The sequence below is a fragment of the Butyricimonas sp. RTP31003st1_G1_RTP31003_210430 genome, assembly GCF_040920905.1.
Taxonomy (GTDB): domain Bacteria; phylum Bacteroidota; class Bacteroidia; order Bacteroidales; family Marinifilaceae; genus Butyricimonas; species Butyricimonas paravirosa.
On record NZ_JBCOSQ010000013.1, the window covers coordinates 77354 to 92972 of the forward strand.

The window sequence follows — 15619 nt, forward strand, 5'->3', positions numbered from 1 at the left end:
CGGGTGGAGAGTATCACGTTATTGAAAGATGCGAGTGCAACAGCGATGTATGGAACACGCGGTGCAAATGGCGTGGTTGTGATCACAACAAAGCGGCCGGAAGCTGGGCGTTTGACTGTATATTATCGTGGAAGTTTGAATATTGAGGCTCCGGATTTGACTTCCTATAATTTGATGAATGCACGGGAAAAGTTGATGTTTGAAAAAGTTGCCGGATTGTATTCAACGGAAAATGCTAGTAGTGAACAAGATCTTATTGACTTATATAATAAGCGTTTGAAGGAGGTTGAGAGAGGGGTGGATACGTATTGGCTGAAATATCCGGTGCGGACGGGTGTGGGGCATCGGCATAGTTTATCATTGGAGGGTGGCTCCGAGGATTTTCGTTATTCCGTGGGATTAGGATACAATAATGTTGCTGGAGCGATGAAAGGATCAGAACGTAATACATTGAATGGTAATATGTTTTTTTCATATCAATATAAACAATTCCGATTCCAAAATGATTTACAGGTGACGTTTAATACGGCTAAAAATTCACCTTATGGTAACTTTTCGGAGTATGGGCAAGTGAATTCTTATTTTAAGCCTTATGATGATGAGGGAAATTTGTTGATGGTTTTGGAGGATTACGTGTATAGTTCAATGGGGACGTTGAATTCTGCCAATTTAGTTTATAATCCGCTGTGGAATGCGTACTTGCCGAGTATTGATGAGGAGAAGTACACGCAGATACGTAATAATTTTGCCATGGAGTGGACAATCATGCCGGGTTTTGTTTTCCGGGGGCGATTCAGTGTGTCTAAACAACATGACCGATCAGATAAATATATCTCAGCTAAACATACGAAATATTTGGAATATGAGGAAAAGGATGCTTCCCGGAAAGGAGAATATACTTATGGTACGGTGGAGTCATTAAATTATGATGCGGAATTAACATTAAATTACACGAAATTATTTCAGGATGTTCATCAGTTGTATGTAGGGTTGTCCTACAATGTGGCAGAGGATAAGTCAGAAGAGTATCGTTTTAAGGCGGAGGGGATTGCTAACCCGACGATGGATTTTTTAGGGATGGCGAGTGCTTATGAAAAGGATGGAGCCCCTTATGGAAACGAGAGCTTTGCCCGTCGATTAGGAGGTATTTTGAATGCCAACTATACATATGATCGTCGGTATTTTATAGATTTATCAGGAAAAATAGATGGTTCTTCTCGATTTGGTGCGGATAAGCGTTATGCTTTATTTTGGTCGGCCGGTATGGGATGGAATATTCATAATGAGGCATTTATGAGGAATAATAATATTCTAAATGTTGCTCGGTTACGTTTGTCATATGGTAGTTCAGGGTCGCAGGCATTCAATCCGTATCAGGCGTTGACGACGTTTAAGGATTATGGTAATATTTACTATAAAGGATGGAATGGCGTGTATATGATGGCGTTGGGAAATCCGGATTTGGGATGGCAGACAACAAAGCAGTTGAATGTTGGTGTTGAGACGGAATTGTTCGGTGGACGAGTGCGCGTGAATGCAGATGTTTATCATAAGCAAACAGATGATTTGTTGTCGGACATTACGTTACCTTCTTCTGCCGGTTTTGACACGTATAAGGCAAATGTTGGTAAGGTGGTGAATAAGGGGGTGGAGTTGGTGTTAAATGCTTATTTGATTCGGAACACACAACGAGAGATTTTGTGGTCTGTTGGTGGTACACTGGCGCATAATAAGAATGTGATAAAGAAGATTTCCAATTCATTGGACTTTTTGAATAGCGAATTGATGAAAGAGGAAAAGGCTAATCCGAGTTTCTTGTACAAGGAGGGACAGTCGATGAATACAATTTTCGCTGTTCGTTCTTTGGGTATCGATCCTAGTAATGGTCAGGAAATTTTTGTGAAACAGGATGGGCAGTTAACATATGATTGGGATGCAAAGGATAAGGTTGCTTGTGGTGTTGCAGAGCCGAAGATTTGGGGGAATTTGAATACCATGGTACGGTATAAAGATTTTACATTGAATGTAATTTTGGGTTATCGTTACGGGGGGCAACAGTATAATAGCACGTTGGTGAGTAAGGTGGAGAATATTTATCCTTATTATAACACGGATCGTCGGGCTTTATATGACCGTTGGAAAACTCCGGGAGAATCGGCATTGTTTAAAGGTGTACAGGATTTTTCATCAACGAAGGCCTCTTCACGTTTTGTGATGGATGAGAATACATTGGAGTGTCGTTCAATTTCTTTGACCTACGATATGGACGAGGCATGGTGTAAGCGTCATTTAGGACTTAAATATTTGTCTGTTGCCGGATATATGGAGGATGTCTTCCGCTTGTCTTCGATGAAGCAAGAACGCGGATTGGCTTATCCTTTTGCACGGAAGTTTTCGTTGTCTTTGACAGCCCGTTTTTAATTTATAAATGAGAATAACCATGAGAAATATAATTTTGAGCGTGTTTTTGTTTGCCCTTATGGGATGCAATAACTGGTTGGATGTGAATCCTCGCACGGAAATGAAAGAGGATGAGTTGCTGAGTAGTGAGGATGGGTATAAGAGCGCCTTAACCGGTGTTTATATCCAATTGTCTTTAGCTCCGTTGTATGGATGTAATACAAGTTTTTATTTTCCGGAGATGTTGGCTCGTACGTGGACGATTCCTTCGAGTAGTAGGTCGTTGGTTGACTATTATTTGGGAAGATGGGATTATAAACAGAAGGATGTGGAGTCTTTAATTGAGAAGATATGGAAAGGTTATTATACTTGTATTGCGCATTTGAATGAAATTTTGAAAACGGTGGATAAGGATCAGAATCTCTTTCAAAATGGTAATTATGAATTGATCAAAGGGGAAGCTTTGGGATTACGCGGTTTCTTGCATTTGGAATTGTTACGTATGTTTGGTCCCATCCCGGGAGAGACGGCAGCTAATCAGTTGGCCATCCCTTACGTGGAAGAGTTGACCAAGGACCCGAATAAATTGCTGACGCTGACATATAGCGAGGTGATTACCAAGATTATTAAGGATTTGGATGAGGCAGAACAATATTTGAAGGGAGATCCGATTATGGCAGAAGAAGATCCGACTGACGAATGGCAGAAAAACAGAGGTTATCGATTTAATTATTATGCGGTGAAAGCAGCGAAAGCTCGTTACTATCGGTGGATTGGAAACGCTCCGAAAGCAGCCCAATATGCTCAAGAGGTCATTGATAGTAAAAAATTTGCGTTAGCTACCGAGAATGATTATTCTTCTTCAGGAGGGTTGGTGATGTTGAAAGAGCATCTCTTTGGAGTACATAGCCAGAATCACCAGAGTATCATAGAACCTTATTTTAGTGGATCAGATCCTTTGTTAACTCAATCAACTAATTATATACAAACGGCTTACGAGAATATTACGGGAGATATTCGTAATGTTACCAATCGTTATTGGCAGAGTAAACAGAGTCCGGATTACTGGTGGATTACGGTTAACTATTTTTTGAAATATATGGATGGGAGTGATTTTGAGTCACCTAATACGATACCCGTATTGAGATTAGCCGAGATGTATTTGATCTTGACAGAGAGTGCCAGTCAGGATGTGGCAAAGCCTTATTTTTATCAGTATTTGATTGCGCGTAACGTGACTCTTTCGTGGGTGGATGATGTGGCAGATTCTGAAAAGTTGAAAGCACGCTTAGAGAAGGAGTATAGGAAAGAGTTTTGGGGAGAGGGGCAGATGTGGTTTTGGTACAAACGTTGGAATTATGAGAAATTTACTTGGCCTTCATCGTTTACTGTGCCACAAGACGGTTATTTGATTCCGATTCCACAGAGTCAAACGATGTTTGATTAAATTATTGGTTGAATTGAAAAAATGAATGTGATGAAAAGATATAGGTTATTTATATTGTTGGTTGTGGTTTTGAGTTCGTTTTTAGGTAGTTGTGACGAACAGGATGTAATACGTTATGAAAATGATCCGCGAATCTATTTTTACAAGGGGATCGTGTATGATAACGTGGCCAGAACTTCTTACACGCAGTCGGATAGTGTAAAACGGTCTTTTTTCGTGTTACCGGATACACAAATGTGGGATACCGTTTGGGTTGATATCCGAACTATGGGATTCCCAACAGACTACGAGCGTCCGATGAAGATCGTGCAAACGAACGTCGGGGAGCCTTTTGCAGCTGTTGAGGGAAAGCACTATATTGGTTTTGATGATGAGCGGGTGAAGGAACAAGTGTCGATAGCTGCCGGGCAAGTGAAGAGAATGTTACCCGTGATTTTCTATCGTGATCCATCGTTAGAAAAAGATAGTGTGCGCTTGGAAATTGAGATTCAGTCGAACGAGTATTTTAGTGTGGGAATGGATACGTTGTCGCATTTTATGGTGGAAATGACTGCTAAGCCGTCGAAACCAAGATTATGGAATAGTGTTTTTTCATATATATTTGGTGATTGGGGGGCAAAAAAAATGTGGTTTATTATGCGGTATGTCGGATTCACTGATTTCGAGAATCGAATTAGTGATTATGCTTATCAAACCTATTTACGGGGCCGGGCTGCCGAGGCTTTAGCGGAATATAATGCGGACGAGCGGAATGAGGATCGTCCATTGAGAGAGGCTGATGGTACTTTAGTGAAATTTTTGGATAAATAAAGTTTGATGTTATGAGAATGAGAAATAAACTATGGATATTAGGAGTATTGATTTTGATGATTGCTACTTCATGTTATGATGATAAGGGAAATTATTCTTATCAAGATCCGAACAGCGTGTTGCCGCTTGAAATTGACGGATTACCGAAAGATACTTCTTTTATGTTGTTCTCGGAAATTGAGCTGACGCCGAAAATTTCGGGAATTGAAAATGAGGATGATTTTCAGTTTACATGGTACACTTATCAATTGTATGCTTCTGGATTCATACCTCAAAGGGATACATTAGCAACAACTAAAGATTTATCTTTCACGATGGAATATCCTGCGGGGAATCAATATCAATTGGTTTTTGAGGCAAAGGAGAAAAAAACGGGGCTTGCCGTACAAAAGAAAATCCTCATGCGTGTTACCTCAGAGTATAGCAAAGGATGGTTTATTTTAGAGGATGAGAATGGAATGACAGATATGGATTTTATTCAAGAGGATGGTACGGTACAGGAGAATCTTTTAACAGAAAGATTAGGGGAAAGAATGAAGGGAGAGGCTGTGAAATTAGTGTACATGAATGGTAGATACACGGATGAAGAGGTGGCAGAGGATGGGACCGTTACAGTTTTAGAAAGTTTGCAAGCTCTTCATATTTTGACAACACAAGATATGAAAACATTAAATCCGGGAAATTTGTCTGTGTTCAAAAATTTTGACGAGGAGTTTTATAATGTTCCTTCGGTTGCGGCTCCTCAAAATATGGATGCCTCTGGCGGGGATATGGTTCTGATAAATGCGGGGCGTTTACATTCACTTTATGGAATGTCTAGTAATGTAGGAAAATTTGGTGTCGGTAAAACAGGACCTGGAGAGTTGGCGTCCGATATGTTATTTCATGCTTATGCATACACTTATGTAATGCTTTTTAGTCGGGAAACTAAAAGTTTTGTGATGGGTGGATCAAGCTCTGAAAGTGACAAAGTCGAGGAATTCTTGCCGGAAGATGGTGGTAAAGTTGGTGAATCGACTTCCAATATGGATAAGGATTTAATTTGTATGTTACAACGTACTTGGGCTAGTTCTGTTACAAAAGGTTGGGCGTTAATGAAGGGAATTAATGATCCGGAAAAATTCTATCTTGCGGATATTGCTTTTAATGGACAATCCTATCCTTTCGTGGATTTTGATGAGATTTCTTCAGAACGAGGCATTTGCCATGCTGATGTATATGGTGCGCATCAGAATAATTCGATTTATTTTGCGAAAGGTAATGTATTGTCTTATTACCAGAAGAATGCGTCGGATCGGGAATCGTTGGAAGAACTTTTTTACGAGTTCCCGGTAGGGGAAACAATTGCTTTTATACAGCAAACGGAATTACTAAAGAAGAATGAAGAGAGTGGTGAAGAGGAAAGCGATTTTTCGAATTTGATCGTATTAACGAATAGCGCTTCCGGTTGGAAATTGTATAGTTGTCCTTTGGAGGGAGACGGTCTTTCTCCTACATTGGTGCCGAATAAACAACCTGTTGTCATTGCTGCTGGTAAAGGATATGCTCGATTTGCATTACCGATGCAATAGTTCGTGTTAGTGTTGTATAGGGAGGGGCTGTCCCAAAAGTCATTTTATTTCCAAAAACTCCTCCGTCACTTCGTGCCACCTCCTCTATAAACAGAGGAGGAGCTGGTGACTCTTCCCGAAGACAGGGAGTATTTTAACTCTCCCTCTGTTTATAGAGGGAGTACCCCGAAGGGGGGAGGGAGTTTTAAAATGGCTTTTTGGACAGTCCCCTTTTTATTCTTTGTTTTTTCAACATTGTTTGCATTTCTTTCTTATTATTCGTATCATTGTATAGTCGTGTGTGGCGTTTTATTGATAACTTAATATACAGTGCTATGGACATTCATAACTTAAAAACCGTTGCTTGTTATAATTCGAGATTGTTGTTGAGAAGTTGGATGTTCCGGCTGTTTTTGTTATTACTTTTTCTGATTGTTATACTTTATCAGGTCTTGGCGCAGACCAATATTTTTTATGGGGTAAATAGTGGATTGGTGACGTTGCCATCTTATCTTCCTCATGAAAATGCTTATCTATTCACGATCTTACAAATTGTACCCTTGATCTTTTTGGCAGGGTCCTTTTTGGGGAAAGAGAGGAAGATGGATTCGATGGATACGGTTTACTATCGTCCGGAGAGTAATGCGGACTACGTGGTGGGGATGATGTTGGGATTCTCGAAGACTTTTATGACGATGGCGGGGATTTCTCTTGTTATCGGGATGTTGCTGCATATTTTTGCGAGTGAGTCTCCTTTTAATTTCTGGCTTTATCCTTTTTACTGGCTCACGATGATTTTTCCGGCTTTGGTATTTGCCTTGGGTTTCTCTTTCTTCATTCATACATGGGTTCGCCACCGGGGACTTAGTATATTGATTCTTTTGGTGGTATTTGGGGTGTTTCTGTTTCAGTTGGGTAAGGTGCGAGAAGGGCTTTTTGATCCCTTCGGGTTGTCTTTACCGAATGCTTTTTCTGAAGTGACGGGACATCCGGGAATGGCCCTTTATCTCATGCAGCGGGTTTGCTGGTTATTTGTGGGGATTGGGTTTGCTGGATTGGCTGTGTTGATGTTTCAACGCTTGCCGAATCGTCCGGTGAACCGGAAGCGGGTGATGATCGTGGGAGTCGGTTGTTTGGTGCTGGGGGTTCTATTCGGGGGAGTGGTTTACATGGCACGGGAGAACGTGAAGAATATTCGGGAACTTTATGCCGAAACTTATAATAAATATCAAAAATTCCCGAAAGGGAACGTGGTTTCGAATACCTTGGAGGTGGAGCAAAAGGGAAATGTGCTGTCCGGGAAGAGTACCCTTCTTGTCAAAAATCAGGGGGATCAGGAATTATCGGAAATTATTCTTTACTTGAACCCGGCTTTGGTGGTATCCGCGATAAAAGAAGGTGAGACTGACGTGGCGTTTGAACGGGAGAATCAAGTGATTCGGGTTGCCCGGAAATTGCTACCCGGTGAGGATGTGGAATTAACCGTGGTGTATAGTGGTGGAATTGATGAGCGGGTGTGTTATTTGGACGTGGATTTTGATAAATTATTTCAATTGCAACCCATTCCCGGGCATAGTTCTACTGCGGGAAAGCGGTTTGCTTTTGTTGGGGATGATTTCACGGTGCTTACCCCGGAATGTCTTTGGTATCCGGTAGCCCAACCGTCGGTGAATCCGGCATCCCCGTATGATGTTTTGCCCGATTTTACTTCCTACTCGTTACAGGTGTCATCGACAGATGGGCGAACGGTTATTGCTCCCGGAAAGCGGGAGACGAAAGAAGGGCGTGTCTGTTTTACGGGAGATGTTCCTTTGCCTGGGATGGGGCTTTGTATCGGGAATTTTGAAAAGTATGATCTTGTAGTTGATTCGACATTATATGAACTTTATCTTTTTGCGGGACATGGTAAGCTTTTGCGAGGATTCGAGGAAATTCGTGATTCCATTCCAGCCATTATTCGTGATGCCCGTTATAACGTGGAGGAACAGATGGGGATCACGTATCCTTATTCTCAATTGACTTTGGTGGAGACTCCGGTCTCTTTTTCCGGTTTTGCCCGTCCTAATAAAGGGGGAAGTGAAATGGCCCAGCCCGGTATGTTATTTCTGCCGGAACGGGGGATCGGGATGTGGAATGATTATAAGGCGGAGGTCGCTTTTAGAAAGCGAATGATGCCCGAGATATCGTCTTTTTATAGTTCTACGGAGGATATGCTCAGTAGTGATTTGACTAGATCGTTATCTTCGATGTTTTTGAATGAATATCGTTATAATGTAAACCAAGCAAGTTTGTTATTATATTCGGTTGTTTCGCCTTCTCTCTTGTGGCGTAGCGGGGTTGCCAGTACTAGTGTAGGTAATTTGTACACGATTAGTCCCATGTTTTATGAACAGACTATGGCATTACATTCTGCTGAATATCCGGCAATTAATTCCATACTGACAGATGCGTTAAAGAAATCGAATATGTTTTTTATCTCTTATTCGGAGACGGACCAGGTGGAACGCTTTGCAGGTCGTAGCGTGGGTGATCTTTTTCGTGATCGATTGGATAATCCTTATGAGACGGCGACTCTTTTACACGAGAGAACGAGTGAGTTATTGCGTTTGTTGAGTGTGAAGGATGTTCCCATGGAACAGATTGTGGCGTTTTTGGCGAAGTTCATTCGAGAAAATCGTTTCCGGCAAGTTGAGTTTGATGACATGAACCGGGAGTTTATTCAGGAGTTCGGGGTTGATTGGATGGACGTTTTGCCAAAATGGTACGAGAATCGTAAGGTCCCTGTATTTTTTGTACGGGATTTTAAGGTGGAAAATATCGCTTCCCCAGAAGATGAAGGGAGTAGTCTTTCTGAATTTTCTTTCTCGGGGGATTTCATTATACGCGATCAGGCTAACAGGCGGTCTCTCGTGTCGGTGAGTGTCTTCAATGACAGCGATGTTGATGGGGTCGTTTCTTTCGAGGCTCGTGATATGATATTTTCAGGAACAAGTTCTCGTAGACAAAGCGAACGAGGCGAGAAGGTTGTTACCCGGAATTTTTTAATTAAAGCGGGAACCGGCAAACAGATAGCTGTGGTGATGAAAGGGATAACATCGACGTTCACTACCAATGTATCAAGTAATCTTCCAATCAAGTTTTTTGTTCGTGGGATGACGAATATATCGAGAACAACGGACACGACCGAGTACGTGAAAGATCTGGATCGTTCTTATTTCATGCCGGCCCCCGGGGAGATTATCGTGGATAACGAGGATGAGAATTTTAAATTGATCTCGCCTCCTTCTCGGAAACGGCTACGAAATCTGATTTCTCCTTTGAGTGAGTCGAGGTATGAGATGGGTTCAAATCTCATGATAAGGGAAGGGGTTGAAGTTGTTCCGAGGCACATGATTAATTCCGAGGCATACGGGTTGAATAAGCTTACTCATGCTTTCATGTTACAGGGGAGTAAAGCGAAGATGGAATGGACTGCCCGGGTTGAACGTGAGGGTGAGTACGAGATTCTGGCATATATTCCCCCGAAGGTTTTTGCCCATCGGATTGAAGAGCAGGAGAAAGGTGGCCGGGGAAGTGGAATCTTTACTGTTTCGGCTTTTTCTGTTACAGAAACAGAACCGGAAGAGGTAAAGCAATACTATATCGTGGATGTCGGAGGGGAAAAGCAGGAGGTTTCTATTGATATTAAAGAGCATGTGGGATGGGTTTCCCTGGGGCTATTTCAGTTGCCTGCCGGGGAATGTAAAATCGTGCTGACGGACCAGGGAAACAAGGATCAGGTTCTTCTTGGTGATGCGATCAAGTGGGTTTATATGGGGGATAAATGATTTTATAGAAACTTTAACACGGCCTTTTGAGTATATATACTCGATTTAAAAGTTTATATATATGAATAAGACAGTGTTTTCGGTATTGAAGTGGGCTTCTGTTTCGGGAGTTTTGCTTGTTGCGATGTCTTGTCGGAGGGCTACTCCGGGCTTGGAGATTTCGCAATTGGTGAAGACGGCAGAGGTGCAGAAGTATGATGGGGAGTGTAGTACGACCTATCCCGGGAAGATCAAGGCGGCTTCAGATGTGCAGTTGGCGTTCCGGGTGGCGGGACCTATTCTACGTTTCAACGCTGAAGTGGGGGAGTTCGTGAAGAAAGGGGAAGTGTTGGCGGAGATTGATCCGAGGGATTACAGATTGCAGTACGAGGCGACAAAAGCGGAGTACACGCAGGTGACGGAGGAATCGGATCGGGTGATCGAGTTGTATCACCGGAAAAGTGTTCCCGTGAATGATTACGACAAGGCCGTGGCGGCAAAGCAGCGGATTGCCTCTTTGTATCACGCGAATCTGAATGCGTTGAACGATACGAAGTTGAAGGCTCCTTTCGACGGGTATGTCCAGAAGAAGTTTTTTGACGCTCACGAGATTGTGAATACCGGGACTCCCGTGTTGTCGATGATTAATAATGATTACTACGAGGTAAATATTGATATTCCATCCAGTGATTTTATTCGTCGGGAGAGCTTTAAGGAGTTTTATTGCGAGGCGGATGTCTTTCCGGGTGTAAAGATTCCCTTGGAATTACTGGATATAACACAACAAGCAAATTATAATCAACTTTTCCGGGTACGTTTCCGGATGAAGCCGGATGAGAAATTGAATCTGGCGGCAGGCATGAGTGTCAGCGTGACCATTCGTTTCGAGCCGGGCCAGGAGGGACTATCTATTATCCCGATCTCTTCTTTATTTCAAAAAGAGGACCAATCATACGTGTGGGTGTATGATACAACTCAAACAACCGTGAGGATGAATCCCGTGAAAGTTGTCGAACTGGATAAAGACGGGCAAGTCATCGTGGAATCGGATCTGGCCTCGGGTACAAGGATTGTTTCTGCCGGGGTGAACGGTTTGAAGGAAGGGCAAAAAGTCCGTTTACTACCTCCCGTGTCCTCTTCTAATGTCGGCAAGTTATTATAGATATTGAAAACTAAATTAACCTGCAACTTGCAACCGGTCAACTTGCAACGTTGCAAAGCAACAAAATACAATGAATTTTACGGAATATGCTTTAAAGAATAGAGCTTTTGTCTACTTCTTTGTTTTCGTTTTGGTTGTTGGGGGGATATACTCGTTTTTCACGATGAGTAAGTTGGAGGACCCGGCGATAACCGTGAAGCAGGCTATGGTGGTGACGGCCTATCCGGGAGCTTCTGCCTATCAGGTGGAGTTGGAAGTGACGGATGTATTGGAGAAGGCGATTCGTTCGATGGGGGACTTGGATCATGTTTCCTCTCGTTCGATGGATGACGTGTCGGAGATTATGGTAGAATTGAGTAGTACGGTTCCCTTGGCAGAGTTGCAGCAGAAGTGGGATATTTTACGCCGGAAAGTCATGGGAGCGCAAGCTCAGCTACCGGATGGGGCCCAACCTTCCATCGTGATGGATGACTTCGGGGACGTGTACGGGATGTTTTATGCCATGACGTCCGATGGTTTTGACTATCAGGAAATGTCGGATTACGCGGAACTGGTTCGTCGTTCCGTGTTGGATATTGACGGGGTGAGCAGTGTGGACGTGTATGGAGAACGTCAGTCTTGTATAAACGTGGAGTTCTTGGAAGATAAGATGGCCAACATGGGCGTGCATCCGGCAGAAATAATCATGACCCTGAACGGGCAGAATAAAACGGTTTACTCCGGTTATTTCGATAGCGGGGAGAAACGGGTGCGGGTGAACGTGAACGGGGCTTACAAGGAGATCGACGATATTCGTAATCTTTTGATTAAGGGACACGAACAGGATCAGATCCGCTTGTCGGATGTGGCTCGTGTCACGAGGGGTTACGTGAAACCGGAACGGGAAGGTTTGTTATATGATACTTTGCCGGCAATAGCGATTTCGATTGCCATGGAGGAAGGTGGGAATATTCTTCAATTGGGGAAAAAGGTGGATGCCAAACTGGCCGAGTTGAAAGAAGATATTATTCCGGCAGGGATTGATTTTCAAAAGGTATTCTTTCAACCGGCACGGGTGAAAAGTGCCATTAACGTCTTCATGGTGAACCTGATCGAATCGGTGGTTATCGTGATCTTGGTGGTCATGCTTTTCATGGGATTCCGGAGCGGGTATATCATAGGGGCCGGTCTGGTGATCGTCGTGTTGGGTTCGTTACTCGTGCTGTACATGATGCACGGGACATTGCAACGGGTTTCGCTGGCCTCGTTTATCGTGGCGATGGGAATGTTGGTGGATAACGCGATCGTGATCACGGATGGGATTCTCGTGGACCTGAAGAAGGGAATTCCCAAACCGGCGGCTTTGGTGAATATCACGAAGAAGACGGCTTGGCCTTTGCTGGGGGCGACCACGATCGGGATTCTTACTTTCTTACCGATATTTTTATCTCCCGATACCACGGGAGAGTATGTCCGGGATTTGTTTATCGTTTTGGCCGTATCCTTGTGGTTGAGCTGGATTCTTGCCCTGGCGTATGTCCCGATACAGGCGGACCGGGGCTTAAGGGTAAAGCCGGGAGAGGTGGAAGATGAGACGAAAATGTACGATACCCGGGTGTACAAGGCTTTCCGGAATACGTTGCAGTTTTCCGTGCGTCACCGGGTATGGGTGATTGGTGGGATCGTCCTGTTGCTGGTTGTCAGCATCTATCTGTTCCGGTTCGTACAACAGGGATTTTTCCCTGATTTAAGCTATAATCAGTTGTATATAGAGTATAAAATGCCTTACGGTACGAATCCCCAGACGGTGAAACGGGATCTGGCCTCTATCGAGGAATATTTAACCAGCCGTCCGGAAATTACGGCCGTTACGACTAGTTTGGGAGGAACTCCTTCCCGGTATAATCTCGTGCGAACGGTGGCAGAACCCGCTTTAAGTTACGGGGAGTTAATCGTGGACTTCACTTCTCCCGAAACCTTAAAGGCGAATATTGATTCATTGCAGATTTACCTTTCGGAGCATTACCCGGAGGCATACGTTCGGATGAAACAATATAATTTGATGTATATGGATTATCCGGTACAATTTATGATTTCCGGTCCGGACCCGGCCGTGTTGAAACGTTTGTGCGGGGAGGTGGAGGAATTGATGAATGAGGATTCCACGACGATGTTGGTGACGAATGACTGGGGGCCGATGACGCCCGTGCTGAACGTGGATTATTACCAGCCGATAGCTCGCGTGGCGAACCTTTCCAGGGAGGATGTCGGGTTGGCTTTACTGGCCACCACGGACGGGTTGCCTGTCGGGTCATATTACGAGGGAGAGCATGATTTGCCGATTTATATTAAAAGTATGGGTAAAGACGGGTTACGTCCGGGGCGCTTGAATAATGTTCCGGTATGGAGCCTCGTGCCTTCGACGAATATGTTGAGTCTGGAAACCGTGAAGGAGTTGATGATGGGAATGATTTCGACGGATGAGGTGATGACGGCCGTCGTGGGTTCTACTCCTTTGAACCAAGCGACCAACGGGATCACCGCCTCGTGGGAAGTTCCGGTGGTCAGGCGATATAACGGGCAACGCTCTATATCGGCACAGTGTAATAACGCACCCGGCTACACGGCAAATGACGTGCGAAATAGTTTGCTGCCCAAGATTGAGAAATTGAACATCCCGCCCGGTTATTCCACGGAATGGCAGGGAGAGTATCTGGCAAGCACGCAATCCAAGCAGTATTTGTTTAAGAACGTTCCGTTGGGAATTGTTTTGGTGCTGGCTATTCTGATCGCTTTGTTCAAGGACTTCAAAAAGCCGCTGATGATTATTCTTTGTTTACCCTTGGCGATTATCGGGGTTGTTTTGGGAATGTTGCTGGCGGGCAAGGAATTCGGGTTCGTGGCTATCGTGGGGGCCTTGGGATTGGTCGGTATGATGATTAAAAACGGGGTGGTACTGGTAGATGAAGTGGATATACAGATTCGATCGGGGAAAGATCGTTTTCTGGCTCTTCTGGATGCTTCTTCCTCGCGTTTGCGTCCGGTCTTCTTGGCAGCGATGACCACGATCCTGGGAATGATTCCCTTGATTAATGATGATATGTTCGGGGCCTTGGCCGTGACGATTATGGGCGGGTTGTTTATCGGTACGGTGATTACTTTGGTGATCTTGCCGGTATTCTATTCGCTGTTCTTTAAAATCAAAGCCGAATGATTTTGTGATTTAGTGATTGCCGATTAATGGATTGCCACTCACGGGGCAGAATTTCCATAAATCACTGAATCATTTAATCGGCAATCACAGAATTTTCTAAACTCTAAACTTTTACACTATGCGTTTTATTATATTATCAATCGGGTTGTTATTGGCTTTTGCTCCTTCACGAGCCCAGCGGCAGTTGGACTTAAAGGAATGCAGGGAGATGGCTCTTGAATATAGCAAACAATTGGCTATCGCGGAAAAGCAAAAAGAGAAGGCCGTGTGGACCAAGAAAGAATACGGGGCAAATTATTTGCCGAAACTTTCCGCATCAGGCTTTTATCTGTATCATCAGAAAAAGCAGGAATACAAATTAAGCGGGGGCTATCTGCCGACTTACGTGCCTGATGCTGACGGGAAATTGCAACCCAATGTTGTCATCGGTGCTGACGGGAAACCCGTGATGGGGACGGATGGAAAGCCGGTCTTCCATGAATATGCTTTTCTACCGGACATACCATTATCGCTTTCTTTGAGAGGGGTGTATATGGCATCGGTTCAATTGCAACAACCTTTGTTTATGGGAGGGAAAATCCGGGCGGCACATCAGGCGGCTAAATTTGGGGAAGAGCTTGCCGAGGAAAATATTCGGTTGAATCGTTCGGAAGTGCTTGTCGAATTGGAACAGGCTTACTGGCAATGTGTTCGGGTGCAGGAATTGGTGTTGGTTGCCCGGAAATACAAGTCGGTGGTGAACGAGTTGGTGAAGAACTTGGAAGATGCTCAGCAGGCAGGAATGGCCCCGTTGAATGATGTGTTGAAAGCTCAGGTGAAATATAATGATGCCTTGTTACAACTACAGCAAGCGGAACATGGAAAGCAGTTGGCTCAAATGAATCTTTGTCGTTTGGTGGGATTGGATTTGAATACCGAATTGGTACTGACCGATTCACTATCGGCCACGATAACGCCCGGTGTGCTAGCGTTGCCGGACGGGCTGGAACAAAGGCCGGATTATAACATGTTGGAGAAACAGATGGAGATGAAACGGAAGGAGATAAACGTGACCCGTGCCGATTTCCTGCCTCAAGTGGGTGTTTCTGCGGGTTACGGTTATGGCGGTGGCTTGAAATTGAATGGTGATGATTCTAATTCCGGTTCTTTTAGTGCCATGGCATCCGTGGCGATACCTATTTTCAACTGGGGAGAGGGACGGAATAAAGTTCGGGTGGCGAAGGCCGAGGAAGAAATGAGTCGCTTGAATAG

The 15619-nt window shown here is 44.1% G+C and carries 8 protein-coding genes; all 8 read left to right on the forward strand.

All coding sequences use genetic code 11. The features are described 5' to 3' along the window. Positions 1 to 2421: SusC/RagA family TonB-linked outer membrane protein (locus AB5542_RS06020; RefSeq protein ID WP_368243015.1), on the forward strand; the 2421-nt coding region annotated here is incomplete at its 5' end. A 19-nt stretch (positions 2422 to 2440) separates the two neighbouring features. Next, entirely contained in the window at positions 2441 to 3847 is a 1407-nt protein-coding gene (locus tag AB5542_RS06025; RefSeq protein ID WP_279038419.1) for a RagB/SusD family nutrient uptake outer membrane protein, read from the forward strand. Between the two features lie 30 nt (positions 3848 to 3877). After that, on the forward strand, positions 3878 to 4657 hold the full coding sequence (locus AB5542_RS06030; protein WP_158571794.1) for a DUF4843 domain-containing protein: 780 nt from the start codon (positions 3878 to 3880) through the stop codon (positions 4655 to 4657). An 11-nt stretch (positions 4658 to 4668) separates the two neighbouring features. Next, positions 4669 to 6228 (forward strand): PKD-like family lipoprotein, encoded by a 1560-nt coding sequence (locus AB5542_RS06035; RefSeq protein WP_279038418.1) that lies wholly within the window; start codon positions 4669 to 4671, stop codon positions 6226 to 6228. Between the two features lie 314 nt (positions 6229 to 6542). Continuing rightward, a complete protein-coding gene (locus tag AB5542_RS06040) occupies positions 6543 to 10034 on the forward strand; it encodes an ABC transporter permease/M1 family aminopeptidase (protein ID WP_279038417.1) in 3492 nt (1163 codons plus the stop codon). 61 nt (positions 10035 to 10095) lie between these two features. Continuing rightward, positions 10096 to 11175: an efflux RND transporter periplasmic adaptor subunit gene (locus tag AB5542_RS06045; RefSeq protein ID WP_270594414.1), complete on the forward strand. Its 1080-nt coding sequence runs from the start codon at positions 10096 to 10098 to the stop codon at positions 11173 to 11175. Between the two features lie 70 nt (positions 11176 to 11245). Then, positions 11246 to 14368: an efflux RND transporter permease subunit gene (locus AB5542_RS06050; protein ID WP_288215270.1), complete on the forward strand. Its 3123-nt coding sequence runs from the start codon at positions 11246 to 11248 to the stop codon at positions 14366 to 14368. Between the two features lie 118 nt (positions 14369 to 14486). After that, positions 14487 to 15619: TolC family protein (locus AB5542_RS06055; RefSeq protein ID WP_368243016.1), on the forward strand; the 1133-nt coding region annotated here is incomplete at its 3' end.